This is a genomic window from Kushneria pakistanensis (genome assembly GCF_014652795.1).
In the GTDB taxonomy this organism is placed as follows: domain Bacteria; phylum Pseudomonadota; class Gammaproteobacteria; order Pseudomonadales; family Halomonadaceae; genus Kushneria; species Kushneria pakistanensis.
On sequence record NZ_BMZM01000002.1, the window covers coordinates 648,248 to 673,511 of the forward strand.

General features: G+C 61.7%; 24 protein-coding genes. 14 read left to right on the forward strand and 10 right to left on the reverse strand.

The features are described 5' to 3' along the window. Positions 1-41: 41 nt before the first annotated feature. The 11 genes from nuoC (at position 42) to nuoN (ending at position 13,974) form a co-directional block, all read left to right on the forward strand. Positions 42-1,811, forward strand: coding sequence for an NADH-quinone oxidoreductase subunit C/D (gene nuoC, locus IE123_RS08375; RefSeq protein ID WP_189517028.1), 1,770 nt, complete (start codon positions 42-44; stop codon positions 1,809-1,811). A gap of 2 nt (positions 1,812-1,813) precedes the next feature. Beyond that, on the forward strand, positions 1,814-2,371 hold the full coding sequence (gene nuoE / locus IE123_RS08380) for an NADH-quinone oxidoreductase subunit NuoE (protein WP_189517030.1): 558 nt from the start codon (positions 1,814-1,816) through the stop codon (positions 2,369-2,371). After that, positions 2,368-3,705: an NADH-quinone oxidoreductase subunit NuoF gene (gene nuoF, locus IE123_RS08385; RefSeq protein ID WP_189517031.1), complete on the forward strand. Its 1,338-nt coding sequence runs from the start codon at positions 2,368-2,370 to the stop codon at positions 3,703-3,705. The genes nuoE and nuoF overlap by 4 nt, the downstream gene beginning before the upstream one ends. A gap of 112 nt (positions 3,706-3,817) precedes the next feature. Further along, positions 3,818-6,559: an NADH-quinone oxidoreductase subunit NuoG gene (nuoG, locus tag IE123_RS08390; RefSeq protein WP_189517034.1), complete on the forward strand. Its 2,742-nt coding sequence runs from the start codon at positions 3,818-3,820 to the stop codon at positions 6,557-6,559. Beyond that, positions 6,556-7,533, forward strand: coding sequence for an NADH-quinone oxidoreductase subunit NuoH (gene nuoH / locus IE123_RS08395; protein ID WP_189517035.1), 978 nt, complete (start codon positions 6,556-6,558; stop codon positions 7,531-7,533). The genes nuoG and nuoH overlap by 4 nt, the downstream gene beginning before the upstream one ends. A gap of 34 nt (positions 7,534-7,567) precedes the next feature. Then, entirely contained in the window at positions 7,568-8,116 is a 549-nt protein-coding gene (gene nuoI / locus IE123_RS08400) for an NADH-quinone oxidoreductase subunit NuoI (RefSeq protein WP_189517036.1), read from the forward strand. 27 nt (positions 8,117-8,143) lie between these two features. After that, on the forward strand, positions 8,144-8,710 hold the full coding sequence (gene nuoJ, locus IE123_RS08405; protein WP_189517037.1) for an NADH-quinone oxidoreductase subunit J: 567 nt from the start codon (positions 8,144-8,146) through the stop codon (positions 8,708-8,710). Continuing rightward, complete coding sequence (nuoK, locus tag IE123_RS08410; RefSeq protein WP_189517038.1) at positions 8,707-9,015, forward strand: NADH-quinone oxidoreductase subunit NuoK; 309 nt, start codon at positions 8,707-8,709, stop codon at positions 9,013-9,015. The genes nuoJ and nuoK overlap by 4 nt, the downstream gene beginning before the upstream one ends. After that, positions 9,012-10,865: an NADH-quinone oxidoreductase subunit L gene (nuoL, locus tag IE123_RS08415; protein WP_189517039.1), complete on the forward strand. Its 1,854-nt coding sequence runs from the start codon at positions 9,012-9,014 to the stop codon at positions 10,863-10,865. The genes nuoK and nuoL overlap by 4 nt, the downstream gene beginning before the upstream one ends. Positions 10,866-10,995: 130 nt before the next feature. Next, positions 10,996-12,519, forward strand: a complete 1,524-nt coding sequence (gene nuoM, locus IE123_RS08420) for an NADH-quinone oxidoreductase subunit M (protein WP_189517041.1) — start codon at positions 10,996-10,998, stop codon at positions 12,517-12,519. Positions 12,520-12,525: 6 nt separating this feature from the next. Next, positions 12,526-13,974: an NADH-quinone oxidoreductase subunit NuoN gene (gene nuoN, locus IE123_RS08425; protein WP_189517043.1), complete on the forward strand. Its 1,449-nt coding sequence runs from the start codon at positions 12,526-12,528 to the stop codon at positions 13,972-13,974. A 101-nt stretch (positions 13,975-14,075) separates the two neighbouring features. On the opposite strand, the gene IE123_RS08430 is transcribed toward nuoN, so the two are convergent. After that, positions 14,076-14,900 (reverse strand): endonuclease/exonuclease/phosphatase family protein, encoded by an 825-nt coding sequence (locus tag IE123_RS08430; protein ID WP_189517045.1) that lies wholly within the window; start codon positions 14,898-14,900, stop codon positions 14,076-14,078. 66 nt (positions 14,901-14,966) lie between these two features. After that, positions 14,967-15,632 carry a thiol:disulfide interchange protein DsbA/DsbL gene (locus tag IE123_RS08435; RefSeq protein WP_189517047.1) on the reverse strand — a complete coding sequence of 222 codons (666 nt, stop codon included), beginning with the start codon at positions 15,630-15,632 and terminating at the stop codon, positions 14,967-14,969. A 221-nt stretch (positions 15,633-15,853) separates the two neighbouring features. Here IE123_RS08435 and yihA point away from each other — a divergent pair, with 221 nt between their 5' ends. Further along, positions 15,854-16,489: a ribosome biogenesis GTP-binding protein YihA/YsxC gene (yihA, locus tag IE123_RS08440; protein ID WP_189517049.1), complete on the forward strand. Its 636-nt coding sequence runs from the start codon at positions 15,854-15,856 to the stop codon at positions 16,487-16,489. Positions 16,490-16,510: 21 nt separating this feature from the next. Here yihA and IE123_RS08445 read toward each other — a convergent pair whose 3' ends face one another. The 8 genes from IE123_RS08445 to argH all read right to left on the reverse strand — a co-directional run bounded on the left by IE123_RS08445 (position 16,511) and on the right by argH (position 23,314). After that, a complete protein-coding gene (locus IE123_RS08445; RefSeq protein WP_189517051.1) occupies positions 16,511-16,855 on the reverse strand; it encodes a hypothetical protein in 345 nt (114 codons plus the stop codon). Between the two features lie 183 nt (positions 16,856-17,038). After that, the gene (locus tag IE123_RS08450) at positions 17,039-17,761 is read right to left on the reverse strand and encodes an HAD family hydrolase (protein ID WP_189517053.1); all 723 of its coding nucleotides are present in this window, start codon (positions 17,759-17,761) and stop codon (positions 17,039-17,041) included. Then, positions 17,758-18,732 (reverse strand): tyrosine recombinase XerC, encoded by a 975-nt coding sequence (locus IE123_RS08455; RefSeq protein WP_189517055.1) that lies wholly within the window; start codon positions 18,730-18,732, stop codon positions 17,758-17,760. The genes IE123_RS08450 and IE123_RS08455 overlap by 4 nt, the downstream gene beginning before the upstream one ends. Next, positions 18,729-19,418 (reverse strand): DUF484 family protein, encoded by a 690-nt coding sequence (locus IE123_RS08460; protein ID WP_189517057.1) that lies wholly within the window; start codon positions 19,416-19,418, stop codon positions 18,729-18,731. The genes IE123_RS08455 and IE123_RS08460 overlap by 4 nt, the downstream gene beginning before the upstream one ends. Before the next feature lie 35 nt (positions 19,419-19,453). Beyond that, complete coding sequence (gene dapF / locus IE123_RS08465; RefSeq protein ID WP_189517059.1) at positions 19,454-20,284, reverse strand: diaminopimelate epimerase; 831 nt, start codon at positions 20,282-20,284, stop codon at positions 19,454-19,456. After that, the gene (lysA, locus tag IE123_RS08470) at positions 20,281-21,567 is read right to left on the reverse strand and encodes a diaminopimelate decarboxylase (RefSeq protein ID WP_189517061.1); all 1,287 of its coding nucleotides are present in this window, start codon (positions 21,565-21,567) and stop codon (positions 20,281-20,283) included. The genes dapF and lysA overlap by 4 nt, the downstream gene beginning before the upstream one ends. Then, positions 21,564-21,890, reverse strand: a complete 327-nt coding sequence (gene lptM, locus IE123_RS16360; protein ID WP_189517063.1) for an LPS translocon maturation chaperone LptM — start codon at positions 21,888-21,890, stop codon at positions 21,564-21,566. The genes lysA and lptM overlap by 4 nt, the downstream gene beginning before the upstream one ends. Then, positions 21,890-23,314: an argininosuccinate lyase gene (gene argH / locus IE123_RS08480; protein ID WP_189517065.1), complete on the reverse strand. Its 1,425-nt coding sequence runs from the start codon at positions 23,312-23,314 to the stop codon at positions 21,890-21,892. Before argH ends, lptM begins: the two co-directional genes overlap by 1 nt. 197 nt (positions 23,315-23,511) lie before the next feature. On the opposite strand from argH, the gene hemC reads away from it, so the two are divergent. Together hemC and IE123_RS08490 are read left to right on the forward strand one after the other, a co-directional pair. Continuing rightward, on the forward strand, positions 23,512-24,465 hold the full coding sequence (hemC, locus tag IE123_RS08485) for a hydroxymethylbilane synthase (RefSeq protein WP_229819666.1): 954 nt from the start codon (positions 23,512-23,514) through the stop codon (positions 24,463-24,465). 9 nt (positions 24,466-24,474) lie between these two features. Beyond that, on the forward strand, positions 24,475-25,263 hold the full coding sequence (locus tag IE123_RS08490) for a uroporphyrinogen-III synthase (protein ID WP_189517069.1): 789 nt from the start codon (positions 24,475-24,477) through the stop codon (positions 25,261-25,263). Position 25,264: the final 1 nt, after the last annotated feature.

Below are 25,264 nucleotides of genomic sequence, written 5' to 3' on the forward strand. Positions count from 1 at the left end.
GCGGCAGCCAGATCCGGTTCACTGGCGATGGAAAACAACGGATGACGACCGAGACTTCACAGGCAGGCGATACAACCTTCGCCATTGTTGATGAGCTGAAGGCCCGCTTTGGCGAGGCGAATCTGGTAGTACAGCCCACGCTGACCGGTATGCCGGTGGTGTGGGTCGCGCGTGAGCGGCTCATCGAGGTCATGCAGTTCGTGCAGCAGGTCAGAAAGCCGTTTGTCATGCTCTATGACCTGCATGGCGTGGACGAGCGTCTGCGCATGCATCGAAGCGGATTGCCGCCGGCAGACTTCACCGTGTTCTATCAGCTGATGTCGCTTGAGCGTAACAGCGAGCTGATGATCAAGGTGGCGCTGCACGAGGATGATCTGCGCGTCCCGACCCTGTGCAACGTCTATCTCAACGCCAACTGGTATGAGCGTGAAGTCTTTGACATGTTCGGTATCGAGTTCACCGGACATCCCCATCTGAGTCGCATGCTGATGCCGCCGACCTGGCACGGCCACCCGCTGCGCAAGGACTACCCGGCGCGCGCGACCGAATTTGACCCCTATACGCTGACGATGGAAGGGCAGGACCGCGAGCAGGAAGCGCTGCGTTTCAATCCCGAAGAGTGGGGCATGAAGCGCCAAAGTGGCGATACCGACTACATGTTCCTGAACCTGGGACCCAATCACCCTTCGGTGCATGGGGTCTTTCGTATCGCGCTGCAGCTTGATGGCGAAGAGGTGGTCGATTGCGTGCCCGATATCGGCTATCACCACCGTGGCGCCGAAAAGATGGCCGAGCGCCAGTCCTGGCACAGCTATATTCCCTACACCGACCGAGTTGATTACACCGGCGGGGTCATGAACAACCTGCCCTATATTCTGGCCGTTGAGAAACTGGCCGGCATTACTGTCACACCGCGCGCTGAAACCATTCGCGTGATGATGGCAGAGATGTTTCGCATCAACTCCCACCTGCTGTTTCTGGGCACCTTTCTGCAGGATCTGGGCGCAATGTCGCCGGTCTTTTATACCTTCAGTGACCGTCAGCGCGCCTATCACGTGATCGAGGCGATTACCGGCTTTCGCATGCACCCGGCGTGGTTTCGTATCGGTGGCGTGGCACATGATCTGCCGCGCGGCTGGGACCGGCTGGTCCGCGAGTTTCTCGACTGGATGCCGCCGCGGCTGGATGAGTACGAGCGCGCCATGATGGACAACTCGATCGTGCGGGAACGTACGGTCGGCATCGCCACGCATACCACCGCCGAGGCGCTGACCTGGGGCGTGACCGGGCCCAATCTGCGTGCCACCGGTCTCAAGTACGATTTGAGAAAGGCCAAACCCTACTCGGGTTATGAGAACTTCGATTTCGATATTCCGGTCGGCACCAACGGCGATGTGTTTGATCGCGGCATGCTGCGTATCGAGGAGATGCGCCAGAGCCTGCGCATCATCGAACAGTGTCTGAAAAACATGCCCGAGGGTGATTACAAGGCCGATCATCCGCTGACCACACCGCCGCCGCGCCACAAGATGCTTCAGCATATCGAGACCCTGATCACGCACTTCCTGCAGGTCTCCTGGGGGCCGGTGCTCAAGCCCAACGAATCGTTTCAGATGATCGAGGCGACCAAGGGGCTCAACAGTTATTACCTGACCAGCGATGGCAACACCATGAGCTATCGCACCCGAATTCGTACGCCCAGCTTTGCCCATCTTCAGCACATTCCAGCCGTCATCAACGGCGGCTTCGTGCCGGATCTGATCGCGCATCTGGGCAGCATCGACTTTGTAATGGCCGACGTGGATCGATAACCATGACCATGGATACTCCCGCAACCGGCAATACCCGTACCAGCAAGGCCAGTCAGGGCAACCTGATTGCCAGTGCCGGACGCCTGAATGATTTCGAGCTCACCGATGAAGAGCGCCATGAAATCGAGCATGAAATGGGGCATTACGAGAACCCGCGGGCGGCCTCCATCGGGGCGCTCAAGATCGTGCAAAAAAGCCGCGGCTGGGTCTCGGACGGCGCCGTGATCGCCATCAGTGACGTGCTGGGCATCCCCTCCAGCGATATCGAAGGTGTGGCGACCTTCTATAGCCTGATCTTTCGCCAGCCGGTCGGGCGCCACGTCATCCTGGTCTGTGACAGCAGCTCCTGCTTTCTGACCGGCTACGACGAGCTGCGTGATGCCATCTCCAAAGAGCTTGGCATCGGGCTTGGCCAGACCACCGGGGATGATCGATTCACGCTGTTGCCGGTGTGCTGTCTGGGCGCCTGCGATCGTGGTCCGGCGCTCATGATCGATGAAGATCTGCATGGGCCGCTTGAACCCGGCGACGTGTCGGCACTTCTGGAGCGCTACACATGACCAGTCATCTCTTTTCCACCAGTACCAATGGCGAGACCCATCCGCTGACCTATCGTCTGCGCGAGGATCGCGGCTATGTGGGGCTGGACGAGTTTCAGCAAAAGGACGGTTACGAGGCGCTACGCACCACTTTGCGTGATCTGTCGCCGGATGATTTGATCGAGAACATGAAGACCGCCAACCTGCGCGGTCGCGGCGGTGGCGGTTTCTCGGCCGGCACCAAGTGGAGCCTGACGGCACGCGGTGATGAGCATCCGCGCGGTTACATCGTCTGCAACGCTGACGAGATGGAACCGGGTACCTTCAAGGACCGCATGCTGATGCAGGAGATTCCCCATCTGTTGATCGAGGGAATGATCCTGGCCGGCTACGCCAACAATGCGCGCATGGGCTACATCTTCCTGCGCGGCGAGTACGTGCTGGCGGCCGAGCGTATCGAGCAGGCGCTGATCGAGGCTCGCGAGGCCGGCATTCTGGGGCCGAAGGTGTGCGGTAGTGACTTTGACTTCGACATCTTCCTGCACACCGGCGCCGGGCGCTACATCTGCGGGGAAGAGACCGCACTGATCAACTCACTGGAAGGCCGGCGTGCCAATCCGCGTTCCAAGCCGCCGTTTCCGGGCCAGAGCGGGGCCTGGGGCAAACCGACGGTGGTCAACAACGTCGAGACCCTGTGCAATGTGCCGGCCATCGCCCTGCACGGCGGCGAGTGGTATCAGAATCTTTCCGGCGGTCGCAGCGAGGATGGCGGGACCAAGCTCTTTGGCGTCTCCGGCCGGGTGAAAAGACCCGGGCTGGTCGAGTTGCCGATGGGCGTGTCCGGCGCCGAGCTGCTCGACATGGCCGGCGGCATGCGTGATGGGCTGGAGCTCAAGACCTGGCTGCCGGGCGGTGGCAGTACCGGTTTTCTGCTGCCGGAACACCTGGAACTGCCGCTGGATTTTGATGCCATCGGCAAGGCCGGCAGCCGTCTGGGCACGGGGCTGATGACCGTGGTGGCGCACAACCAGAGCGTGGTATCGCTGACCCGCAATCTTGAAGAATTCTTTGCCCGTGAGTCGTGCGGCTGGTGCACGCCATGTCGCGACGGCCTGCCCTGGAGCGTGCGTCTGCTGCGCGCCATCGAGCATGGCGAAGGGGAGGAGGGCGATATCGACATGCTGTTATCGCTGGCCAGGGATATCGGTCCCGGCAAGACGTTTTGTGCCCACGCGCCGGGTGCCGCGATGCCACTGGAGACCGCCATCAAGCATTTTCGACACGAGTTCGAGGCCGGTATTCGTCACCAGAAGCAAGAGGCGCATGCCGAGCCAATACCGGTGGGCTCGGTGTAGTGGTCAGAAGTGCAGTGGTCGAGGTATCAGTGCCCGAACATGGCACAACGCGTGAGACAACGATCAAGGTGCCCGGTGATCGCCGGGCCGTGACAGGCAAAAGGCAAGCTTCATGGCAACCATTCATGTAGACGGCAAGGACTACGAGGTCGACGGCAGTGACAATCTGCTGCACGCCTGCCTGTCGCTGGGCCTCGACATTCCCTATTTCTGCTGGCATCCGGCGCTGGGCAGCGTGGGCGCCTGCCGCCAGTGTGCGGTCAAGCAGTACAAGGATGCCGACGATGAGCGCGGCATGCTGGTCATGTCCTGCATGGCGCCGATCAAGGACGATTCCTATATCTCGATCGATGACGAGGAGGCGAAAGCCTTTCGCGCCAGCGTCATCGAGTGGCTGATGACCAATCACCCGCATGACTGCCCGGTCTGTGAAGAGGGCGGTCACTGCCATCTGCAGGACATGACGGTCATGACCGGTCATGACCGCCGGCGCTATCGGTTCAAGAAGCGTACCCACAAGAATCAGTATCTTGGCCCCTTTATCGGGCATGAAATGAATCGCTGCATTACCTGCTATCGCTGCGTGCGCTTTTACAAGGACTATGCCGGCGGCGAGGACCTGGGCGCGTTCGGTGCCCACGAGAACATCTATTTCGGCCGCACGGTCGACGGCACACTGGAAAACGAGTTTTCCGGCAACCTGACCGAGGTCTGCCCCACCGGCGTGTTCACTGACCGTACCCACTCCGAGCACTACACGCGCAAGTGGGACATGCAGTTTGCGCCCAGCATCTGCCATCAGTGCTCCAGCGGCTGCAACACCAGCCCGGGCGAGCGCTACGGTGAAGTGCGCCGAATCGAGAATCGCTACAACGGCGATGTGAACCACTACTTCCTGTGTGACCGTGGGCGTTTTGGTTATGGGTACGTCAATCGCAGTGACCGTCCGCAGCAGCCGACCCTGCGTCATGACGATCAGGCCCCCGAGCTGTTAACCGTTGACAGTGCGCTGGATCGCACCGCTGCACGATTGAGAAGCAGCAGACGCGTCATCGGTATCGGCTCGCCGCGCGCAAGCCTTGAAAGCAACCATCTGCTGCGCGAAATGGTGGGCGCCGAGAATTTCTCGACCGGCATTGCCGGGCGCGAGCTTGAATGTCTTGAGCTGATCCAGACGCTTCAGCGCGAAGGACGCTGGCATATTCCGTCCATGCGCGAGATTGAGGAGCATGACGCGGTCATCGTGCTGGGTGAGGATCTGATCCAGAGTGCGGCACGCGTGGCCCTGGCCGTGCGTCAGGCCGCCAACGCCCGCGGTGGAGACCTGGCCGAAGCCAACGGTATTCCGGCCTGGAATGCCAACGCCGTGAATACCCTGCGTCAGGAACGTACCCGTCCGGTCTTCATTGCCTCACTGACCGAGACGCGTCTGGATGATATCGCGCGTGACACCTGGCACGGTGCACCGGAAGACATCGCCCGACTGGGCCAGGCGCTTGCCCATGCGCTGGATGCCTCGGCGCCTGCCATCGAGGATCTGGATGACGTGGCGCTGGCGCTGGTCGATACCATGGCCGAGGCGCTCAGGGGTGCTGAACGTCCCCTGGTCATCTCCGGGACCAGCCTCTGTGATACCGGCGTCCTGCAGGCGGCGGCCAATCTGGCGTACGCGCTGAGCACGGTGGGCAAGACGCCGTCGGTGTCACTGATCAGCGGTGAGGCCAACAGCACCGGTCTGACCATGCTGGGCGGTCACTCGCTGGAATGGGCGCTGGAAGCCATGCAGGCCGATGAGGGAAGCGCCGATGCGGCCGTCGTGCTTGAAAACGATCTCTACCAGCGTCTGGCCAGCAGCACCGTCCACCAGGCACTGACCTCGCTTGAAACGCTGGTGGTGATCGATCACCAGCGCACCCCCACACTCGAGCATGCCCATCTGGCCCTGCCAGCGGCCACCTTTGCCGAGGGCGATGGCACGCTGGTCAGCCATGAAGGCCGCGCCCAGCGGTTTTTCCAGGTCTATGACCCGAGCTATTACCGCCCCAATGATCTGACCCATGAAAGCTGGCGCTGGCTGCACGCGCTGCATACCACCATGGAAGGGCGGGGCGTTGACTGGACGCAGATTGACGATGTCACGGCGGACTGCGCGCGTGTGCATCCCGAGCTTGCCGGCATTCGTGATGCTGCCCCCAGCGCCTCGTTTCGTATCCGCGGGCAGAAACTGGCACGCTCGCCGCACCGCTCCAGTGGCCGTACGGCCATGCGCGCCAATCTCAGCGTACATGAGCCACGCACCCCGCAGGATACCGACTCCGCCTTTGCCTTTTCGATGGAAGGCTACAGCGGCTACGGTGAGCCCCGCTCGCAGGTGGCCTTTGCCTGGGCGCCGGGCTGGAACTCTCCGCAGGCCTGGAACAAGTTCCAGGATGAGATCGGGGGGCATCTGAGCGCCGGTGATCCGGGGGTTCGACTCTTCGATCAGCAGCGCAGCGAAGAAGGCCGCCGGACCTGGTTCACCGAGGTTCCTCGCGCCTTTGAGCCGCGCGATGACTGCTGGTATGTCGTGACCCTGCCGCAGCTTTTTGGTGGTGAAGAGACATCGGCGCGCGCCGAGCCCATCCAGGAGCGCATGAGTGAGGCCTTTGTGGTGCTGGGGCAGGAAGATGCCGACCATCTGGGCGTCATGCCAGGCGAGGCGATCTATCTACAGACCTCCGGCCATCAGTTGCATCTGCCGGTACGTATCAGCCGTGAGATGCGCGCCGGTCTGATCGGTTTGCCGCATCTGCCCGGCATTCCTCGCGGGCTTGCCGGGGAGTGTGCCACCGTGACCGTGGAGGTAAGCGCATGAGCTGGATGAGTACCGATGTGCTGCTTGCCATCGCGGTAGGCGTTTTGAAGGCAATCGTGATCCTGCTGGCGGCTGTGCTGTCCGGTGCCTTTCTGACCGTGGTCGAGCGCCGTCTACTGGGCCTCTGGCAGGACCGCTATGGTCCCAACCGGGTCGGGATATTCGGCTCGGCGCAGCTGATCGCGGACATGATCAAGATCTTTTTCAAGGAAGACTGGATCCCGCCGTTTGCCGATCGCAAGCTTTTCGTGCTGGCCCCGGCGATCGCCTTTGCCTCGCTGCTGCTCTCGTTTCTGATTATTCCCATCACCCCGACCTGGGGGGTGGCAGATCTCAATATCGGCATCCTCTTCTTTTTCGCCATGGCCGGCATCAACGTGTATGCCGTGCTCTTTGGTGGCTACGCCAGTGCCAACAAGTACGCCCTGATCGGCGCCATGCGTGCCTCGGCGCAGACGCTGTCCTATGAGGTGTTCATGGGGCTGTCGTTGATGGGGATCGTTGCCATGACGGGCTCGTTCAACATGCGTGACATCGTCAACGGGCAGGAGGGGCTCTGGTTCATCGTGCCGCAGTTCTTCGGTTTTCTGACCTTTCTGATCGCGGGCGTGGCGGTGACCCACCGGGCCCCCTTCGACCAGCCCGAGGCCGAGCAGGAGATTGCCGACGGTTACCACGTGGAATATTCGAGCATGAAGTTCGGCATGTTCTTCATCGGCGAGTATGTGGGCATCGTACTGGTGTCGGCGCTGTTGACGACCCTGTTTCTGGGCGGGTGGCACGGGCCGCTGCTGCCGCCGATTGTCTGGTTCCTGCTCAAGACAGCCTTTTTCATCATGCTCTTTATTCTGGCGCGTGCGGCACTGCCCAGGCCGCGCTATGACCGGGTGATGCAGTTCGGGTGGAAGTTCTGTCTGCCACTGACGCTGATCAATCTTCTGGTGACCGGTGTGGTCGTCCTGCTCACGGCCTGATCCCTTTCACCGAACAACGAACGAGGCAGAAAACATGCTGCATTCGATCATTAATGTAGTGACCGGTACCGGGACGCAGCTGCGTACCGGCTGGATGGTATTCAAGCATGCCTTCCACAAGCGAGAGACGCTCAACTACCCCGAAGAGCAGCCCTACCTGCCACCACGCTATCGCGGGCGTATCGTGCTGACCCGCGACCCCGACGGGGAAGAGCGCTGTGTGGCCTGCAACCTGTGTGCGGTGGCCTGTCCGGTATCCTGCATTTCGCTGCAAAAGGGTGAGAAGGAGGATGGCCGCTGGTATCCGGAGTTCTTTCGCATCAACTTTTCCCGCTGCATCTTCTGCGGCTTTTGCGAGGAAGCCTGTCCGACCTCGGCCATTCAGCTCACGCCCGATTTTGAACTGGGCGAGTACAACCGTCAGGAACTGGTCTTTGAAAAGCGCGATCTGCTGATTTCGGGGCCGGGCAAGGATCACAACTACAATTTCTACCGTGTCGCGGGAATGTCGGTGGCCGGCAAGCCCAAGGGCGCGGCGCAAAACGAGGCCGAACCGGTCGACGTCAAAACGCTGCTGCCCTAGGGCGCAGCAGCATCGGGGGATTTCGTCGTGGAAATTGCTTTTTATCTGGCCGGACTGGTCGCCATCGTCGCCACCTTTCGCGTGATCACACATACCAATGCCGTGCATGCGCTGCTGTATCTGATCATCTCGCTGATGGCGGTCGCGGTCGTGTTCTACAGCCTCGGTGCGCCCTTTGCCGCCGCGCTGGAAGTGATCGTGTATGCCGGGGCCATCATGGTGCTGTTTGTCTTTGTGGTCATGATGCTCAACCTGGGCAACCAGACAGCGCATCAGGAGCGCAGCTGGCTGGCGCCACGCATATGGGTTGGCCCCTCGATCATGGCCGCACTTCTGCTGGGGGTGCTGGTGTTTTCCTTCTGGCATGGCGGCAGCATCGGCACGATTTCCGGCGAAGAGCTTGGTGCCAAAGAGGTCGGTACCCGGATGTTCGGCCCCTACATTCTGGCGGTAGAACTTGCTGCCATGCTGCTGCTGGCCGCACTGATCACGGCCTCGCACATCGGGCGTAATGATGAGCCTCAGCTTGAGCGCGACATGAATGAACGCGAGCAGCGCGTACCGGCAGGCAACGATGAAGGGGGGCGGGCATGAGCGGCATACCACTGGAACATGGCATGGCGCTGGCCGCCATCCTGTTTGTACTGGGGCTGGCGGGGCTTCTGGTACGGCGCAACCTGCTGTTCATTCTGATGAGTCTTGAGATCATGATGAACGCGGCAGGCCTTGCCTTTATCGTGGCCGGCATGCACTGGGGCCAGGCTGACGGGCAGGTCATGTTCATCGCCATCATTACGCTGGCGGCGGCCGAAGCCAGTATCGGACTGGGCTTTCTGATTCAGCTGCAGCGCCGTTTCAAAACGCTTGATATTGACGCAGCCAGCGAGATGAAAGGATGAATATACTTTTCCTGACACCCCTGTTCCCGCTGCTGGGCGCGCTTGTCCTGGCATTCAATCCGCGTCTGCCCACACGGCTTGCAGGTCTGGTCGGCGTAGGGTCGGTCGGTCTTGCGGCGCTGGTCATGGTCTGGCTCAACGTGGCCTTTTACAGCAGCGGTGGCGAGGGCGTGACTCAGACGCTCTGGCAGTGGGTGGCGGTGGAAGACTTCCGGATGGGCTTCTCGCTCTATCTGGATGGCCTGTCGCTGACCATGATCAGCATCATCACCGGTGTGGGCTTTCTGATTCATCTCTTTGCGGCCTGGTACATGCGCGAGGATCTTGAAGGTGGCCCCGGGTTTGCGCGTTTTTTCGCCTACATGAACCTGTTCGTGTTCAGCATGCTGTTGCTGGTGCTGGGCGATAACCTCTTTCTGCTCTATCTGGGCTGGGAAGGCGTCGGGCTCTGCAGCTATCTGCTGATCGGTTACTACTACGAGAGCGAGGACAACGCCTGGTGCGCCTTCAAGGCCTTTATCGTCACTCGCATCGGCGACGTGTTTCTGGCCATCGGCATGTTCCTGCTCTTTGCCCAGTTCGGCACGCTCAATATTCAGGAGCTGCTGCGTCTGGCGCCCGAGGCCTGGGGTCGCGGCGATCTGATGGCGGAACTGGCTGCATTGATGCTGCTGGGCGGGGCGGTCGGCAAGTCGGCCCAGCTGCCGCTGCAGACCTGGCTTGCCGATGCCATGGCAGGCCCCACGCCGGTGTCGGCCCTGATTCACGCCGCCACCATGGTCACCGCCGGGGTCTATCTGATCGCCCGCACCCATGTGATCTTTGAGCTGGCGCCCTTTACGCTTGATCTGGTGGGTCTGATCGGCATGCTGACGCTGCTGGTGGCCGGATTTGCGGCGCTGGCGCAGACGGACATCAAGCGGGTGCTGGCCTACTCCACCATGAGTCAGATCGGCTACATGTTTCTGGCGCTCGGAGTTCAGGCTTGGGATGTGGCGATCTTCCACCTGATGACGCATGCCTTTTTCAAGGCGCTGCTCTTTCTCTCGTCAGGCTCTGTCATCATTGCCTGTCATCACGAGCAGAACATCTTCAGGATGGGTGGCCTGCGCAAGACGCTCAAGCTGCCCTATGCCTGCTTTTTGATCGGCGGGGCGGCGCTGTCGGCGTTGCCGCTGATCTCGGCCGGTTTCTACTCCAAGGACGAAATCCTCTGGCTCGCCTTTGATCACGGCCATACGTGGCTGTGGCTCGGGGCATTGTGCGGGGCCTTCCTGACCTCGGTTTATACCTTCCGCATGATCTTCATCGTGTTCCACGGGCGTGAGCAGATTCATCCGCATGCCGGTCGCGGGATCGCGCATCATCTGCCGCTGATCGTGCTGGCGGTACTCTCCACCTTTGTGGGCGCGCTGATTCATCCGCCGCTGGAGAACGTGCTGCCGGCAGGCCCGGATGGGCAGTTCGGCCACAGTGTGCAGTTGATGCTCGAGATCCTGGCCGCGGTCGTGGCCATCGTGGGTGTCGGCATTGCCGCCGGATTGTTCCTCGGCCGTCGTCGACTGGTGACCTCGCTTGCCCAAACAAAGGAAGGCGATCGCCTGTGGCGCTTTTTCAACAGCGCGTTCGCTTTCGACTGGCTCTATAACCGGGTGCTGGTCAGGCCGTTTCTTTTCATTGCCCGTCTGCATCGGCTTGACTGGGTCAATGGCCTGATGAACCTCTGGCCGGGGCTGGCTTTGCTGCTCAACGGCATCCTGTCTGATACCCAGAGCGGGCGATTGCGCTGGTATGCCGCGGTCATGACCGGTGGCGCCATTGCCACGCTGGTGCTTCTGCTGCTGCTATGAGAGGAGGTGACATGACCAGGTCGTTTCGATGCAGGGCAGTTGCCTTGGCGAGATACACCGCAGGTGACAGGGCTGTCCGGCTGCCTGTCTCCACTGTGCCCACAATAACGATCAAGGATGCGATCACGCCATGATGTTGCCCTGGCTACTCCTCATACCCTTTATCGGGGGGCTGCTGTGCTGGCAGTTCGAGCTGATCAGACCCAACACGGCCATGCCGCGCTGGATTGCCCTGATTTCGATGGTGCTGCTGCTGGTAATGGCGCTCGTTCTGTGGGTGAGCGGCGATTACAGCCTGTCGCAGGTGGTGGGCAATACGCCTGAATGGCAGAGTCAGTTTCAGCTGCCCTGGATTTCCGCCTTTGGCATTACGTTCCATCTGGCGCTGGATGGACTGTCGCTGATCATGGTCACCCTGACCGGGATTTTGGGTATCATGGCGGTCGTCTGCTCCTGGAAGGAAATTGATCGGCGTATCGGCTTTTTCCACCTCAACCTGATGTGGGTGATCGGCGGTGTGGTCGGGGTGTTTCTGGCCATCGATCTTTTCCTGTTCTTCTTTTTCTGGGAAATGATGCTGGTGCCGATGTACTTCCTGATTGCCCTGTGGGGGCATGAATCGGAAGGCAAATCGCCGGTATCGGCAGCCATCAAGTTCTTTATCTATACCCAGGCCTCGGGGCTTTTGATGCTGGTCTCCATTCTGGGGCTGGTGTTCATGCACTATACCCAGACCGGGGTGTTCTCCTTTGATTACGGCATTCTGCGTGAAACGCCGATTACCGGTGTCATGTCGTGGGTATTGATGCTGGGCTTCTTCATTGCCTTTGCCGTCAAGCTGCCGGTGGTGCCGCTGCATGGCTGGCTGCCGGACGCGCACGCCCAGGCACCGACGGCAGGCAGCGTGGATCTGGCCGGGATTCTGCTCAAGACCGCGGCCTATGGCCTGTTGCGTTTTGCGCTGCCGCTGTTTCCGGAAACCTCACAGGCCTTTGCGCCGATTGCGATGACGCTGGGGCTGGTCGGTATCTTTTACGGCGGTGTGCTGGCCTTTGCCCAGACCGATATCAAGCGTCTGATTGCCTGTTCCAGTATTTCCCACATGGGCTTTGTCCTGATCGGCATCTATTCCGGTACGCTGCTTGCACTGCAGGGCGTGATCCTGCAGATGGTGGCGCACGCCTTCTCGGCGGCCGGGCTGTTCATGATCAGCGGTCAGCTCTACGAGCGTCTGCATACCCGCGACATGCGTCAGATGGGCGGGTTGTTCGGCCGGCTCGGGGCGCTGCCGGGGTTTGCGCTGGCCTTTGTCATGGCCTCGCTGGGCATGCCGGGTACCGGCAACTTCATCGGTGAGTTCCTGATTCTGTTCGGGGCCTTTGATGTCGCGCCCTGGGTGGTCGTGATCGCCAGTGCGGGCCTGGTGCTGTCGGCCATCTATTCGCTGATTCTGATGCATCGGGTCTACTGGGGGCCGCCGCGCGAGAAGAGCACCATTGCGCGTCTTGATGGTCGCGAGTACGCCATGCTGCTGGGCACGCTGGTGCTGACCATTGCGCTGGGGCTTTACCCTCAGGTAGTGCTCGATATTTCGCAGGGCGCGATGCATGAAGTGCGTCACTGGTTTGCTGTTTCACCTTCGTTTGCGGGCTGAGCCGACATGAATCTGACCCTGTCACATCTGATCGCCCTGTTACCGCTTCTGATCGTGTGCGCCACGGTCATCATTGTGATGCTGGGCATCGCCTGGCGGCGCCATCACGTGGCGACGGCCTCGCTGACCACAATCGGGCTCAACGCAGCGCTTGTCTCGCTGCTGGCCGTGCTCACGGTCACGCCGATTCGCGTCACGCCGGTACTTTTGATCGATAACTACGCCGTGCTCTACATGGCACTGATCCTGATTGCGGGACTGGCCTCGACGACGCTGGCGCATGCCTATCTGGAAGGGTTCGACGACCAGAAGGAAGAGTTCTATATGCTGCTGGGCTGCTCGGTACTGGGCGGCCTGACCATGGTGGCCAGTGACCATCTGCTGTCGCTGTTCTTCGGGCTTGAGCTTTTGAGCGTGCCGCTTTACGGCATGGCGGCCTATGCCTATCGCACTCGACTGTCGCTGGAGTCGGGCATCAAGTACATGGTGCTGTCTGCTGCGGCCTCGGCCTTTCTGCTCTTTGGCATGGCGCTGTTGTATGCCGAGTCAGGATCGCTGGCCTTTGCCGATCTGGGTGCGCGGCTGACCGAAGGCGGCGGGCATGCCAGCTGGCTGCTGATGGGGATCGGCATGATGGTCATCGCGATGGCGTTCAAGCTGTCGCTGGTACCGTTTCATCTCTGGACAGCCGATGTGTATGAAGGGGCGCCGGCACCGGTCACGGCCTTTCTGGCCACGGTCAGCAAGATCGCGGTCTTTGCGCTTTTGATGCGTCTTTTCCTGAGTGCGCCGGTGACCGACATGGCCAGCCTGCACACGATCGTGGCCATTATTGCCTTCCTGTCGATGCTGGTCGGCAACCTGATGGCGCTGCGTCAGGACAACATCAAGCGCCTGATGGGCTATTCCTCCATCGGTCATCTGGGCTATCTGTTGACCGTGGTGGTCGCCAGCGACGACCTGGCGCTTTTGACCACCGGTATCTATCTGATCACCTATGTGGCAACGACGCTTGCCACCTTTGGTGTGATCGCGCTGGTATCGAGCCCCTGGCAGGGCAGCGATGTGTCATCACTGAAGTTCTATCGCGGCCTGTTCTGGCGCCGTCCCTATCTGGCAGCGGTCATGACGGTGATGATGCTGTCGCTGGCTGGCATCCCGATGACGGCAGGCTTTATCGGCAAGTTCTATGTGCTGGCCACCGGCGTGGAAGCGGGGCTCTGGTGGCTGGTGGCCGGTGTCATCATCGGCAGTGCCATCAGTCTCTATTACTATCTGCGTGTCATGGTGATGCTCTACCTGCACCCCATCGAGGAGCAGCAGTATGATGCTTCCAGCGACTGGGGCCAGCGGGCCGGCGGCATCATGGTCATTTTGCTGGCATTGGCGGTGCTGATCCTGGGCGTGTATCCGCAGCCCATGATTGTACTGGTCAGCGGTGCCACGCTGGGCTGACACTCGAGCTTTTCCGGCGTCATGCAAAAGCGCCCCATCCGCAGGGATGGGGCGCTTTGTCGTGTCTTTACCAAAACCGGGGGCAACGCGTGCGAAAAGGGCTAGCGCACGCTGTTCGGGGTTGTGCCCCCCAGTCTGGCGATGGAAATGCTGCGGGCACAGGGCAAGGGAAGGGTGACATCCACGGCCAGCGGCAAATGATCGGAAAAAAGCGGTGGCAGCGCGCGTAGATGATTCATCCTGAGCGAGGGTGACACGACAATATGATCCAGTGCGCGGGCAGGCTGCCAGGCCGGGTAGCTGGGAATGCCGCGGCCCTGTTCCAGCGCAAGCGCGCGGGAAAAGCGTGGATGTGACCTGAGCTTGTCGTAGGTACAGTTCAGATCGCCCATGATGATGACGTTTCTGAGCGGCTCGATCAGTTCACTGATGTAGTCCAGCTGAAGATGCTGGGTGCGCGTTCCCAGTGCCAGGTGCAGCACGAAAAGATGCAGCGCTTCAGGACCCTCGCCAAAACGGACATGCATGGCGCCGCGTCCCTTGGGACCGGGCAGGCGATGGTTGTCGGTATGGCTGATGGCCAGGCGACTGAGCAGGCCGTTGCTGTGCTTGGCAAATCGCCCGAAGTCGCGGTTGAGCTGCTGCGAGGCGTGGGGAAAGCCGGCCTGCGCGGCCAGATATTCCACATGGTTGATGTTGCTTGAACGAAAGCTGCCACCATCCACTTCCTGCAGACCGATAAGATCAAACTGGCGGAAGGTGTCGCACATGACATCCAGCCGGGTCGCCCGACCGCGATTGGGGAGAAAGTGCTGCCAGCTGCGCGTCACATAGTGATGATAGGCATGCGTATGAATGCCGACCTGCATGTTGAAGGTAAGCAGTTTAAGAGACGTGATGCGTTCGCTTTGGCTGTCGTCCTGCATTCAATCTTCCGGTTGGCAAGGCAGGAAGGCCCGATACGGCGCGTATCGGGCCACCGGCACAGTGAATCAGGGCGTGCCCTGTTCCTTTTGCTCCTGACGTGTTTTCTCGATCAGGGCTTCGGCAATGTTGGGCATGTTGTCCAGACCGTTGGCCGAACGCGGGGTAATGACATACTTGCCATCAACGATCAGCGCTGGCACGCCCATGAGCTTGTAGGCCTTCATGCGGGCGTTGGCCTGATTGAGCTGGCTTTTAACACCGAAGGACTTGAGCGCCTTGAGGGCCTCATCCTTGCTCACGCCATATTTGGTGAAGAACTCGGCGATGTCGTTGTCATCGGTCAGGCGCTGTCCATCCTTCTGGATGGCATCAAAGAAGTCACGATGAAACTGGGTGTCGAAGATATTGAGCTCACGGGCCGCGTAATAGGCCGTGGCATGGCGCATCCAGACCTTGCCCATGGTGGCGGGCAGACGGTCAAAGGTGACGTCATCCGGCAGGGTATCCACCCAGGTCTCCAGCGGGCCTTCAAGCTCATAGCAGTGCGGGCAGCCATACCAGAACACTTCCGTAACACCGATCTTGCCCTTGGGCAGACCGGTCGAGACCGGCTTGTCGAGTACCTCGTAATCCTGACCGGCGACCGGCTCGGCGGCCATGACCATACCGGAAAAACCACAAACGGCAACGGCGGCCAACAGCCAGCGCGCGCCTGGAAAGTGCTTGAGCATCACAATGTTACTCCCTGAACGGCAAACATGTTTTCAATGGTGCTTAAAAGCTGGTGTTATCAGCATGTTATTCAACGTTACTTTGAACGCCTGCTGGGCAAAGGGTTCCCTGCTATCCTGGCAGACCCGGACACGACTGACGAGCGGGGCATCAGGCGGGGGTGTTACACTCGCCCCATTGTCTCATCGTTGCCCATTGTCCCATCGTTGGAAGTTCCCCCATGTCGGATGTCATGCGTCATCATTTTCAGTCGGCCACGTTTTTGACCAGTGCGCCGACGCTGGCAAGCTGTCCGGCGGATACCGGGCTCGAGGTAGCCTTTGCCGGGCGCTCCAATGCCGGCAAGTCCAGTGCCATCAATACGCTGACCAATCAGAAGGCGCTGGCGCGTACCTCAAGAACCCCCGGGCGTACGCAGCTGATCAATTTTTTCACCGTGGGTGATCCACAGTACCGGCTGGTGGATCTGCCCGGCTATGGTTTTGCCAAGGTGCCGGAGGCCGTACGTCGTGAATGGCAAAAGCATCTGGCGCAGTACCTGCGTGAACGTCGCTCCCTGCAGGGCACGGTACTGGTCATGGATGTTCGCCACCCCCTGACCGAGTTTGATCAGATGATGATGGGCTGGGCCGATGAAAACGACATGCCCCTGCACATCCTGCTGACCAAGGCCGACAAGCTCAAGCGCGGCGCCGCCATGGGCGTACTGTCAAAGGTGCGTCATCAGCTCAAGGAGTGGGAAGACCTGATCAGCGTACAGCTGTTCTCCTCCCATGACCGTCAGGGCGTGGATATGCTCAATGAGCGCCTTTGCCAGTGGCTGACGCCCGCTGAACCGCCGCACGACCAGGCCTGAGTCAGCAAGGACCGTCGCGGTCTAGAAACTGTAGATCTGTCGGCCGGTGGGGTAGCGCATGCTCATTGAGGGGGCAGGTGTCTCCGGCTCGAGAAAAAGGCCGGGCACCGGCATGTTCTGCATCGGCAGGGTGTTACGGCCTTCCCGGTCGGGGTCAAAGAGCATGGGCTGTGACTGCGCCTGATCACCCTCGAACTGCAAAAGCGCAGCGGCATGCTGCTGCTGTCCCGGATAGTGAAGGGTTGTGCCATGTGTCAGGCTCGCGTCACTCGACAGCGTCGCCTTGTTGTCCGTCATGGGCAGGGCAATAACCAGTGCCATGGCACAAAGCACCAGCGTAATGCTGAGTATATCGAGAGGACGCATGATCCAAAGAGCCTATCAGGGTCGATAAAAAAGGGATGAACACCCACGTCAGGCAGTCATTATTATCTACAGGGGCATATCGCGATGCCCCGTGAACCGCGGTAAAAAGCGGGCTTATTATTTCATGTCCTAATAATAGGCGAGTGTTTTAAAAGGTAACTGAATTTTTCAATCCTTCAGTTGTCATCCGTGATCATTGTCCGCCTGTTCAAGACTTGCCAGCAGCGTTTCAAGCTCACGAATGTGGCTCAGGCGATGAATACCGGCCGGGCAGGCAGCAGGCAGCCCCACATTTTTGGCATCAATCCAGGCCACATGCATGCCAAGACGCTGAGCGGGCAGGGCATCCTCGGCCCATGAATCCCCCACGTGTACCGCTTCACGCGGCGACTGGGCGCCCAGTCGCGCCATGGCCGACAGAAAGCAGCGCGCGTCAGGCTTGGGTGCCAGCGCCACGCCGGCCTTGATGATGACGTCAAAGTGTTCGGCGATGACCAGCCGTTCCAGATCCACGTTGCCATTGGTAATGGCGCCCAGGCGTACCCCACGGGCGCGCAGCCCCTCAAGCATGGCCGGCACCTCTTCAAAGATGGCGACATCGTGGCGCAGCGTCAGCATGTGTTCGATGGTGTCATCCGCCCAGCGACCTGCCTCGTCCTGGGCCAGACCAAATTCAACCAGCATGTCGGTCAGGGCGCGATGACGCAGCCAGGTAAAATCGCCCCGTCGCAGCGGATGCTGCTGTGCCAGCGCCATGCGCCGACGCTGATACTCCTCCAGCGGGAAGTGCGCCGCATGGCCGACCCGCTCATCGAGCCATTGATAATGGCCGGGCTCAACCGCGGCCATGACCGGGCCGTTGTCCCAGAAGGTGTCGTCGAGATCGAAAGTGATGGCCTTGATCATGAGGGCGTGTCCTGATTGTCCGAAGGTCTGGAGGAAAACACATCGCTGGAAGCGGGTACATCGCGTGCGCCGTGCACTGCATCGGGCCGGCGACGGGCTCGTGGATGGGCGCGATCAAAGGTGTCTGCCAGATGCTGCCAGTCCAGCCGGGTGTAGACCTGGGTGGTAGAGAGATGGGCATGGCCCAGCAGCTCCTGTACGGCGCGCAGATCCTGGCTGGATTCCAGCAGATGACTGGCAAAGCTGTGGCGCAGGCGATGGGGATGCAGGTGCTCGGGCAGTCCGCGCTCGCGCCCCAGATGCGCCATGCGAAGCTGAATGGCGCGATGCCCCAGCCGCTGTCCGCGGGCGCTGACGAAAAGTGCCGGCTCATGAGGGCCGGCCAGCATGCCCCGCACCTTCAGCCAGGCCGCCAGTGCCGTGGCCGCGCGGCGGCCGATGGGCACCTGACGGGGCTTGTCGCCCTTGCCGCGCACCCGGGCGCGGTGCGTATCGATATCGGTCAGGTCGATGCCGGCAAGCTCGGCCAGTCGCAGGCCGCTGGAATAGCAAAGCTCCAGCATGGCCTGATCGCGCAGCGCCAGCGGCGAGCCGTCGTGAGGGGTGTCAAGAAACTGCCCCAGCACGTCGACATCCACCGGTCGCGGCAGGTGCCGCGGCATTTTGGGGGTATCCAGCAGCCGGGCCGGGTTGTGGCTCAAAAGGTTGTGTTCGATCAGCAGATCGCAGAAACGGCGGAAGGCCGCCTGACGCCGCGCCAGACTGCGCGCCGCCAGTCCGCGGGTGCGTTCGCGTCCCAGAAAGCGGCGCAGGTGATGGATATCCAGGGCGTCCCACGACGTGATCTCCTCGCGCGTCATGAAGGTCATCAGCGCCGTCAGATCGCGGCGATAGGCATCAACCGTGGCCGGGCTGTGCCGATGGCGCAGACGCTCGATGAAGGTATCGAACAACGGCTGCAGGTCGCTCATGAGGCGGTTCGAAGCAGAAGGCGCGCCATGACTTCGCCCAGATACGCCATGTTGTCTGCTTCCATGATCCACGGCAGGGCTGTTTCGCCCCGGCAGGCCAGTACCAGGTAGCCATGACGCTCGCCCAGCGCCAGTCGACTGATGCTGCACCGGCCACCCTGGTGCAGGGGTGCGCCGGGCAGCAGGCGTGTGGCGTCAGCGCTGTCCAGCGATGCACTGTGGCTCCGTGCTGCCAGCCACTGGTCCGTATCGTCATCGAGCCGGTATGTCGGCGGCTGGATCCATTCCCCGGGTGGCAGCTGCCGCCACAGGGCCAGATGATGCACGTTGAAGCGCTCGTTCAGCTCGGCGGTCAGGGTCTGTACCAGCGCGTCAGGGCTGTCGGCCTGCAGCAGCGACAGGGTCAGGGCGCGCATGGCCCCGGCCTGCTGATCAAACTGCCGCGCGGCGTTCAGGATCGCCTGGCGCTGGCCCTCGGCCTGCTCGGTGCGCGCTCGCAGGGTCGCAATCAGACGCTCGACCAGCGACACGGCGCCGCCGGTCTGTGGATGGGAAATCTGCATTGACGCCAGAAGCGCCTCGCGCCCTTCAAAAAAATCGGGGTGGCGTGAAAGCCAGTCGCTGACCTGATCGGCCTCAAGCGTCTCGTGGCGCTGGCGATCAGGCGCACTACTGTCATCCGTCATGTCATCTCCCGGGGGCTTTTCGATACAACACTGGGCTATACAGCGATACGTCCGTCAAAGACGCGCTCGGCCGGACCGGTCATGATGACCGACTGTCCCGAACCCGCCCATTCAATACTCAGTGATCCGCCGGGCAGGGTAACACCCACGTGCTGATCCAGCAGGCCACGACGAATGCCACTGACCACGGCGGCGCAGGCACCGGTGCCGCAGGCCAGGGTCTCGCCCACGCCGCGTTCGAAGACGCGCAGTCGGATCTGCTGGCGTGACACGATTTCCATGAAACCCACATTGACGCGCCGGGGAAAGCGCGGGTGCGCCTCGATCAACGGGCCCAGCGTGGTCACGGGAGCCTGCGCCACGCTCTCGACATCGAGGACGGCATGCGGATTGCCCATCGACAGGGCATCGAGATGCACCGTTTGCCCGTCAACGTCCAGGGCGTAATCGTGGCTCTGGGTGTCGGCCGTCAGCGGGATCTCGTTCGGAGCGAAACGCGGCGTGCCCATGTCGACGCGCACCCGGCCGTCGTCGGCCACCTTCAGCAGCAGATTGCCGCCGGCAGTCTGCACGGCAATCTCGCGCCGGGCAGTGAGTTTTTGATCCAGCACGAAGCGGGCAAAGCAGCGGGCGCCGTTGCCGCAGTTTTCGACTTCACTGCCGTCGGCATTGAAGATGCGGTAGCGAAAATCCATGTCCGGGCGTGACGGCGGCTCGACCAGCAGCAGCTGGTCGAAGCCGATACCGAAACGACGGTCAGCCAGTGCGCGGATGCGTTCGGGCTCAAGCCGGGCACGCTGGGTGACCAGATCGACCACCATGAAGTCATTGCCCAGACCGTGCATTTTGGTGAAATGCAGCATCATGAGGTCTGATTTCCCCGCGGTGCGATGGCCGCTTCCGGTAGCAGTGCTTCACCGGCCCAGAGCGTGGCCAGCGGTTCGCGCTCGCGCACCAGATGCATCTGATCACCGACCACCATGACCTCCGGCGGACGCGACCGAGTGTTGTAGTTCGAGGCCATGACAAAGCCGTAGGCGCCGGTGGAGTGCACCGCCAGCAGATCCCCCGGTGCAACGGCAAGCTCACGATCCTTGCCCAGATAGTCACCGGACTCGCACACCGGACCGACGATATCCCAGGGCTTCGTCTCGCGCGGCTCGCGTCGGTCCACACGGGTGATGTTCTGCCAGGCCTGATAGAGCGTGGGCCGGATCAGGTCGTTCATGGCGGCATCGACGATGGCGAAGTTTTTGGTCTCGCCCGGCTTTAAATACTCGACCCGGGTCAGCAAAACGCCGGCGTTGGCAGCAATCGAGCGGCCGGGCTCAAAGATGAGCTCGACCTCGCGGCTACCGATGCGCTGGCGCAGGGCGGCGATATAGTCCGCCACCGGCGGTGGCGTCTCGCCGGCGTAATCCACGCCCAGACCGCCACCCAGATCCAGATGGTCGATGTGGATGCCCTGATCCGAGAGGCGATCATAAAGTGTGAGCAGGCGATCCAGCGCATCCAGGAAGGGCGAGAGCTCGGTGAGCTGGGAACCGATATGGCAATCGATGCCTACCGGATTGACGTGCGTCAGTTCGGCAGCGCGCTGATAGACGCGCTCGGCATCGGCAATGGCGATGCCGAACTTGTTGTCCTTGAGCCCGGTGGAGATGTAGGGATGGGTGCGGGCATCCACATCCGGGTTGACCCGAATGGAGATCGCGGCCACCTGACCGCGCGCCTCGGCGACCTGGTTGAGGCGCTCCAGCTCTGCTTCGGATTCCACGTTGAAGCACTTGATGCCCACTTCCAGTGCCCGCGCCATCTCATCAATGCGCTTGCCCACGCCGGAAAAGACCACCCGACCCGGGTCGCCACCGGCAGCGAGTACTCGCTCAAGCTCGCCGACAGACACGATGTCAAAGCCCGCTCCAAGGCGGGCCAGCAGATTGAGTACGGCCAGATTCGAGTTGGTCTTGAGCGCGTAGCAGATCAGATGCGGCGTGCCTTCAAGCGGGCGAGCGTAGTCCAGAAAGTGCTGGCGAAAGGCCGCTGCCGAGTAGACATAACACGGCGTACCAAAGCGCTCGGCGACGCTTGAAAGGGGCAGCTGCTCGACGTGAAGCTGCTCATCGTGCCAGACAAAATGCGTGCTCATGAGCCCCCCTGACCGGAAACGGACGGCGCGGCAGGCGCGCCGGTCGAGGCCGCACCGCCGGTCGTGCCTGCCGTAGTGGTCTCGGGGCGGCTGTCACCCTCGGGAACGCCGGAGGTCTGCGCCGGTGCCGTACCTGTCGAGGTGCCCGGACCATCGCTTGTCGAGCCGGTGCCCTGTTCGGCATCGCTGCCGGCATTGTCATAGGCGCCCTGCGGGTCGTAGCGCTCGCGGGACTGCTGGTCATCGGGCATATACAGCGGGCCGGTCTGGCCGCAGCCGGCCAGCACCAGCGCGGTCATCATGGCGGGTATCAGGCGGGTCATTACGCGTGATCCTCATGGTCAGGGGCCGACTCGGGAAGGCGGGCCAGTGCCTCGCGGGCACGCTGCGCGGCAGCGCGGACCTGATCGGGGGCGGTGCCGCCGATATGGTTACGCGCGGCCACCGAACCTTCCAGGGTCAGGTAGTCGAAAATGTCATCATTGATGTGGCTGGAGAAGCGCTGAAGCTCTTCAAGCGTCATCTCGGAAAGATCACGGCCCTGCTCGATGCCAAAGGCCACCGCCTTGCCGACGATCTCGTGGGCATCGCGGAAGGCCACGCCCTGGCGCACCAGGTAGTCGGCAAGATCCGTGGCGGTGGCAAAGCCGCGCCTGGCCGCAGCGTACATGTTGTCGCTCCTGGCGCGAACCGCCGGGATCATGTCGCCAAAGGCGCGCAGGGAGCCCAGTACGGTGTCGAGCGTGTCAAAGAGCGGCTCCTTGTCTTCCTGGTTGTCCTTGTTGTAGGCCAGCGGCTGGGACTTCATCAGGGTCAGAAGGCTCATCATGTGACCGTAGACGCGTCCGGTCTTGCCGCGCACCAGCTCCGGCACATCCGGGTTTTTCTTCTGCGGCATGATCGAAGAGCCGGTGCAGAAGCGATCCGGCAGGTCGATAAAATCAAACTGGGCGCTGGTCCAGAGCACCAGCTCTTCGCTCATGCGCGACAGGTGCATCATCAACAGGCTGGCAAAGGCGGTGAATTCGATGGCGAAGTCACGATCGCTGACGGCATCCAGCGAGTTTTCGGCGGGGCGCTCAAAGCCCAGCAGCTCGGCGGTCACGTGACGGTCGATCGGATAGGTCGTCCCGGCCAGCGCCGCGGCACCCAGCGGCATGATGTTGACCCGCTTGCGGGCATCCAGCAGGCGCTCCTGATCGCGGGCGATCATCTCCTGCCAGGCCAGCAGATGGTGACCAAAGGTCACCGGCTGGGCGCTTTGCAGGTGGGTAAAGCCCGGCATGATGGTATCGGCTTCACGTTCAGCCAGCTCGATCAGGCCCTTTCGCAGGCGCGAGAGCTCGCTTGAGACCGCGTCGATGCCATCGCGCAGGTACAGGCGAATGTCGGTGGCAATCTGGTCGTTGCGTGAACGCCCGGTATGGAGCTTCTTGCCGACAATGCCGATGCGGTCGGTCAGACGCGCCTCGATATTCATGTGAATGTCTTCAAGCGCCACGGACCACTCGATTTCGCCACGCTCGATCTCGGCCTCGATCTCCTGGAGGCCGCCGACGATGGCGTCACGCTCGTCATCGGTCAGCACGCCCACGCGCGCCAGCATGGTGGCATGGGCAATCGAGCCGCGAATGTCATGATGATAAAGGCGCTGGTCGAAGCCGATGGAGGCGGTAAAGGCCGCCACGAAGGCGTCGGTCGGCTCGCTGAAGCGACCGCCCCAGGATTGATTGGTGGTGTTCGTCATCTGCTGGCGATCCTGCATCGAAAGGGTCGGGACCGGGAGGCCGGCGACTTGCCGCCTCCATGGGCGGGTCAGTGTAACAAGAAGTCGATGGCCTGTCGGCACGCCACGCGCGCCACGGCGGCTGCAATGACTGTTTTTATGCCGGGCACGACTGCTTTATCATGTACCCCCTCGTTTTGACCTCTACAGGAGCGCTCGTGTCCGACAGAGCCACGATCAGAATCGCCACCCGCAAGAGCCAGCTCGCCCTGTGGCAGGCGGAACACGTCAAGTCTCGTCTCGAAGCCCTGCACCCGGGTCTTGAGGTCGAGCTTGTAGGCATGTCCACGCGCGGTGATCGCATTCTGGACACGCCGCTGGCCAAGATTGGCGGCAAGGGACTGTTCGTCAAGGAACTCGAGGAGGCCATGCTGGCAGGCCTTGCCGACATTGCCGTGCACTCCATGAAGGATGTGCCAATGAGCTTCCCCGAAGGGCTTGGCCTGCACGCCATCCTCGATCGCGGCGCGCCCACGGATGCCTTTGTCTCCAACGACTACCCGAATTTCGACGCCCTGCCGCAGGGCGCACGCGTGGGCACCTCCAGCCTGCGTCGCGCCCTGCAGATTCGCGCTGCCCGCCCGGATCTGGTGGTGCTGAGCCTGCGCGGCAACGTGCAGACGCGCCTGGGCAAGCTTGATGCCGGCGAATTTGATGCCATCGTACTGGCGACTTCCGGGCTTGAACGGCTCAATCTGGGCATGCGCATTGCCGATCAGCTGGCGCCGGAAGTCATGCTGCCAGCCTGCGGCCAGGGCGCGCTGGGCATCGAATGTCGCACCGACGATGACACGCTGCGCGCCCTGATCGCCCCGCTGATTGATCAGTCCTCAAGCCTTCGTGTACGGGCCGAGCGCGCCATGAATACGCGCCTTGAAGGCGGCTGCCAGGTGCCCATCGGCGGTTATGCGGTGCTGGAAGACAATGACCAGACCCTGTGGCTGCGTGCGCTGGTCGGTGCCCCGGATGGTTCCCAGGTCATTCGCGCCGAGGCGCGTGGCCCCGCCGATGACCCCGAAGCGCTGGGCATCGAGGTGGCAGAAGAGCTGCTTTCCCGTGGCGCCGGCGCCATTCTGGATGCCGTCTACGCCGATGAGCGCCCGCCCCGCTGAGTGCCTGACATGCCTCATTCGTGTCCGACAGGTAATGCCATCGCCCTGATTGCCCGTCCCGGGGCGAGGGCTCAGGCACTTGAGCAGGCGCTTGCGCAATCAGGTCTCGTGCCCCGGTCGCTGAATATCATGACCCTGGTCGCGCGCGAGCCGGCGCCACATGAGTGCACGCTGTTGTATGATCTGGACAACTTTCGCCACGTTATCTGTACCAGTCCGTTTGCCGCGACCTGTCTGGTCGAGGCCATCGAGTCACGCTGGCCCCAGCTGCCTGTCGGCATCGATTTTCATGCCACCGGCGTCAGCACGGCCAGCGTGCTGGAAGCAGGCCTGGGGGTTGATGTCAGCGCCCCGGCACCGGGCAGCGGCAGTGCCAGCGAGGCGCTGCTGGCGATGCCGGGCCTTCAGGCCATTGGTGGCACGCGTGTTGCGCTTGTCTCGGGAGATGGCGGGCGCGAACTGATCGAGCAGACGCTTGTCGAGCGTGGCGCAGAGGTGTCACGGCTGGCACTCTATGAGCGTCGGCTGCAGCCGCCCGAGGCAGCGGCATGCGCGCTGCTCTCGCGGGGTGACTTTGCGCTGTTGATCGTGACCAGTCAGGAGCAGCTCGAGTACCTTGATCAATGGTGTACGCCGGCCACTCGACAGCGGCCACTGGTCGTTTCCAGCCAGCGATTGGCTACAATGGCAGGCAGGTATCACTTCGAATGTGTTTTCATTGCCGGCGATGCCACGCCGCAGACATTGGCAGAGACCTCGGCAGTGGCCTGGCAGCAGGCGCCGGGCATACCCGATTAAA

Bases quoted from the DNA above. Each gene is read 5' to 3' on its own strand.
- nuoE (WP_189517030.1), top strand. From the start codon at position 1,814: ATGACCATGGATACTCCCGCAACCGGCAATACCCGTACCAGCAAGGCC.
- argH (WP_189517065.1), bottom strand. From the start codon at position 23,314: ATGACGAACACCACCAATCAATCCTGGGGCGGTCGCTTCAGCGAGCCG.
- dapF (WP_189517059.1), bottom strand. From the start codon at position 20,284: ATGATGCTGCATTTCACCAAAATGCACGGTCTGGGCAATGACTTCATG.
- IE123_RS08455 (WP_189517055.1), bottom strand. From the start codon at position 18,732: ATGAGCGACCTGCAGCCGTTGTTCGATACCTTCATCGAGCGTCTGCGC.
- nuoN (WP_189517043.1), top strand. From the start codon at position 12,526: ATGAATCTGACCCTGTCACATCTGATCGCCCTGTTACCGCTTCTGATC.
- IE123_RS08430 (WP_189517045.1), bottom strand. From the start codon at position 14,900: ATGCAGGACGACAGCCAAAGCGAACGCATCACGTCTCTTAAACTGCTT.
- nuoG (WP_189517034.1), top strand. From the start codon at position 3,818: ATGGCAACCATTCATGTAGACGGCAAGGACTACGAGGTCGACGGCAGT.
- lysA (WP_189517061.1), bottom strand. From the start codon at position 21,567: ATGAGCACGCATTTTGTCTGGCACGATGAGCAGCTTCACGTCGAGCAG.
- nuoK (WP_189517038.1), top strand. From the start codon at position 8,707: ATGAGCGGCATACCACTGGAACATGGCATGGCGCTGGCCGCCATCCTG.
- nuoH (WP_189517035.1), top strand. From the start codon at position 6,556: ATGAGCTGGATGAGTACCGATGTGCTGCTTGCCATCGCGGTAGGCGTT.
- IE123_RS08445 (WP_189517051.1), bottom strand. From the start codon at position 16,855: ATGCGTCCTCTCGATATACTCAGCATTACGCTGGTGCTTTGTGCCATG.
- yihA (WP_189517049.1), top strand. From the start codon at position 15,854: ATGTCGGATGTCATGCGTCATCATTTTCAGTCGGCCACGTTTTTGACC.
- nuoC (WP_189517028.1), top strand. From the start codon at position 42: ATGACGACCGAGACTTCACAGGCAGGCGATACAACCTTCGCCATTGTT.
- nuoL (WP_189517039.1), top strand. From the start codon at position 9,012: ATGAATATACTTTTCCTGACACCCCTGTTCCCGCTGCTGGGCGCGCTT.
- IE123_RS08450 (WP_189517053.1), bottom strand. From the start codon at position 17,761: ATGATCAAGGCCATCACTTTCGATCTCGACGACACCTTCTGGGACAAC.
- IE123_RS08490 (WP_189517069.1), top strand. From the start codon at position 24,475: ATGCCTCATTCGTGTCCGACAGGTAATGCCATCGCCCTGATTGCCCGT.
- lptM (WP_189517063.1), bottom strand. From the start codon at position 21,890: ATGACCCGCCTGATACCCGCCATGATGACCGCGCTGGTGCTGGCCGGC.
- nuoF (WP_189517031.1), top strand. From the start codon at position 2,368: ATGACCAGTCATCTCTTTTCCACCAGTACCAATGGCGAGACCCATCCG.
- IE123_RS08460 (WP_189517057.1), bottom strand. From the start codon at position 19,418: ATGACGGATGACAGTAGTGCGCCTGATCGCCAGCGCCACGAGACGCTT.
- IE123_RS08435 (WP_189517047.1), bottom strand. From the start codon at position 15,632: ATGCTCAAGCACTTTCCAGGCGCGCGCTGGCTGTTGGCCGCCGTTGCC.
- nuoM (WP_189517041.1), top strand. From the start codon at position 10,996: ATGATGTTGCCCTGGCTACTCCTCATACCCTTTATCGGGGGGCTGCTG.
- nuoI (WP_189517036.1), top strand. From the start codon at position 7,568: ATGCTGCATTCGATCATTAATGTAGTGACCGGTACCGGGACGCAGCTG.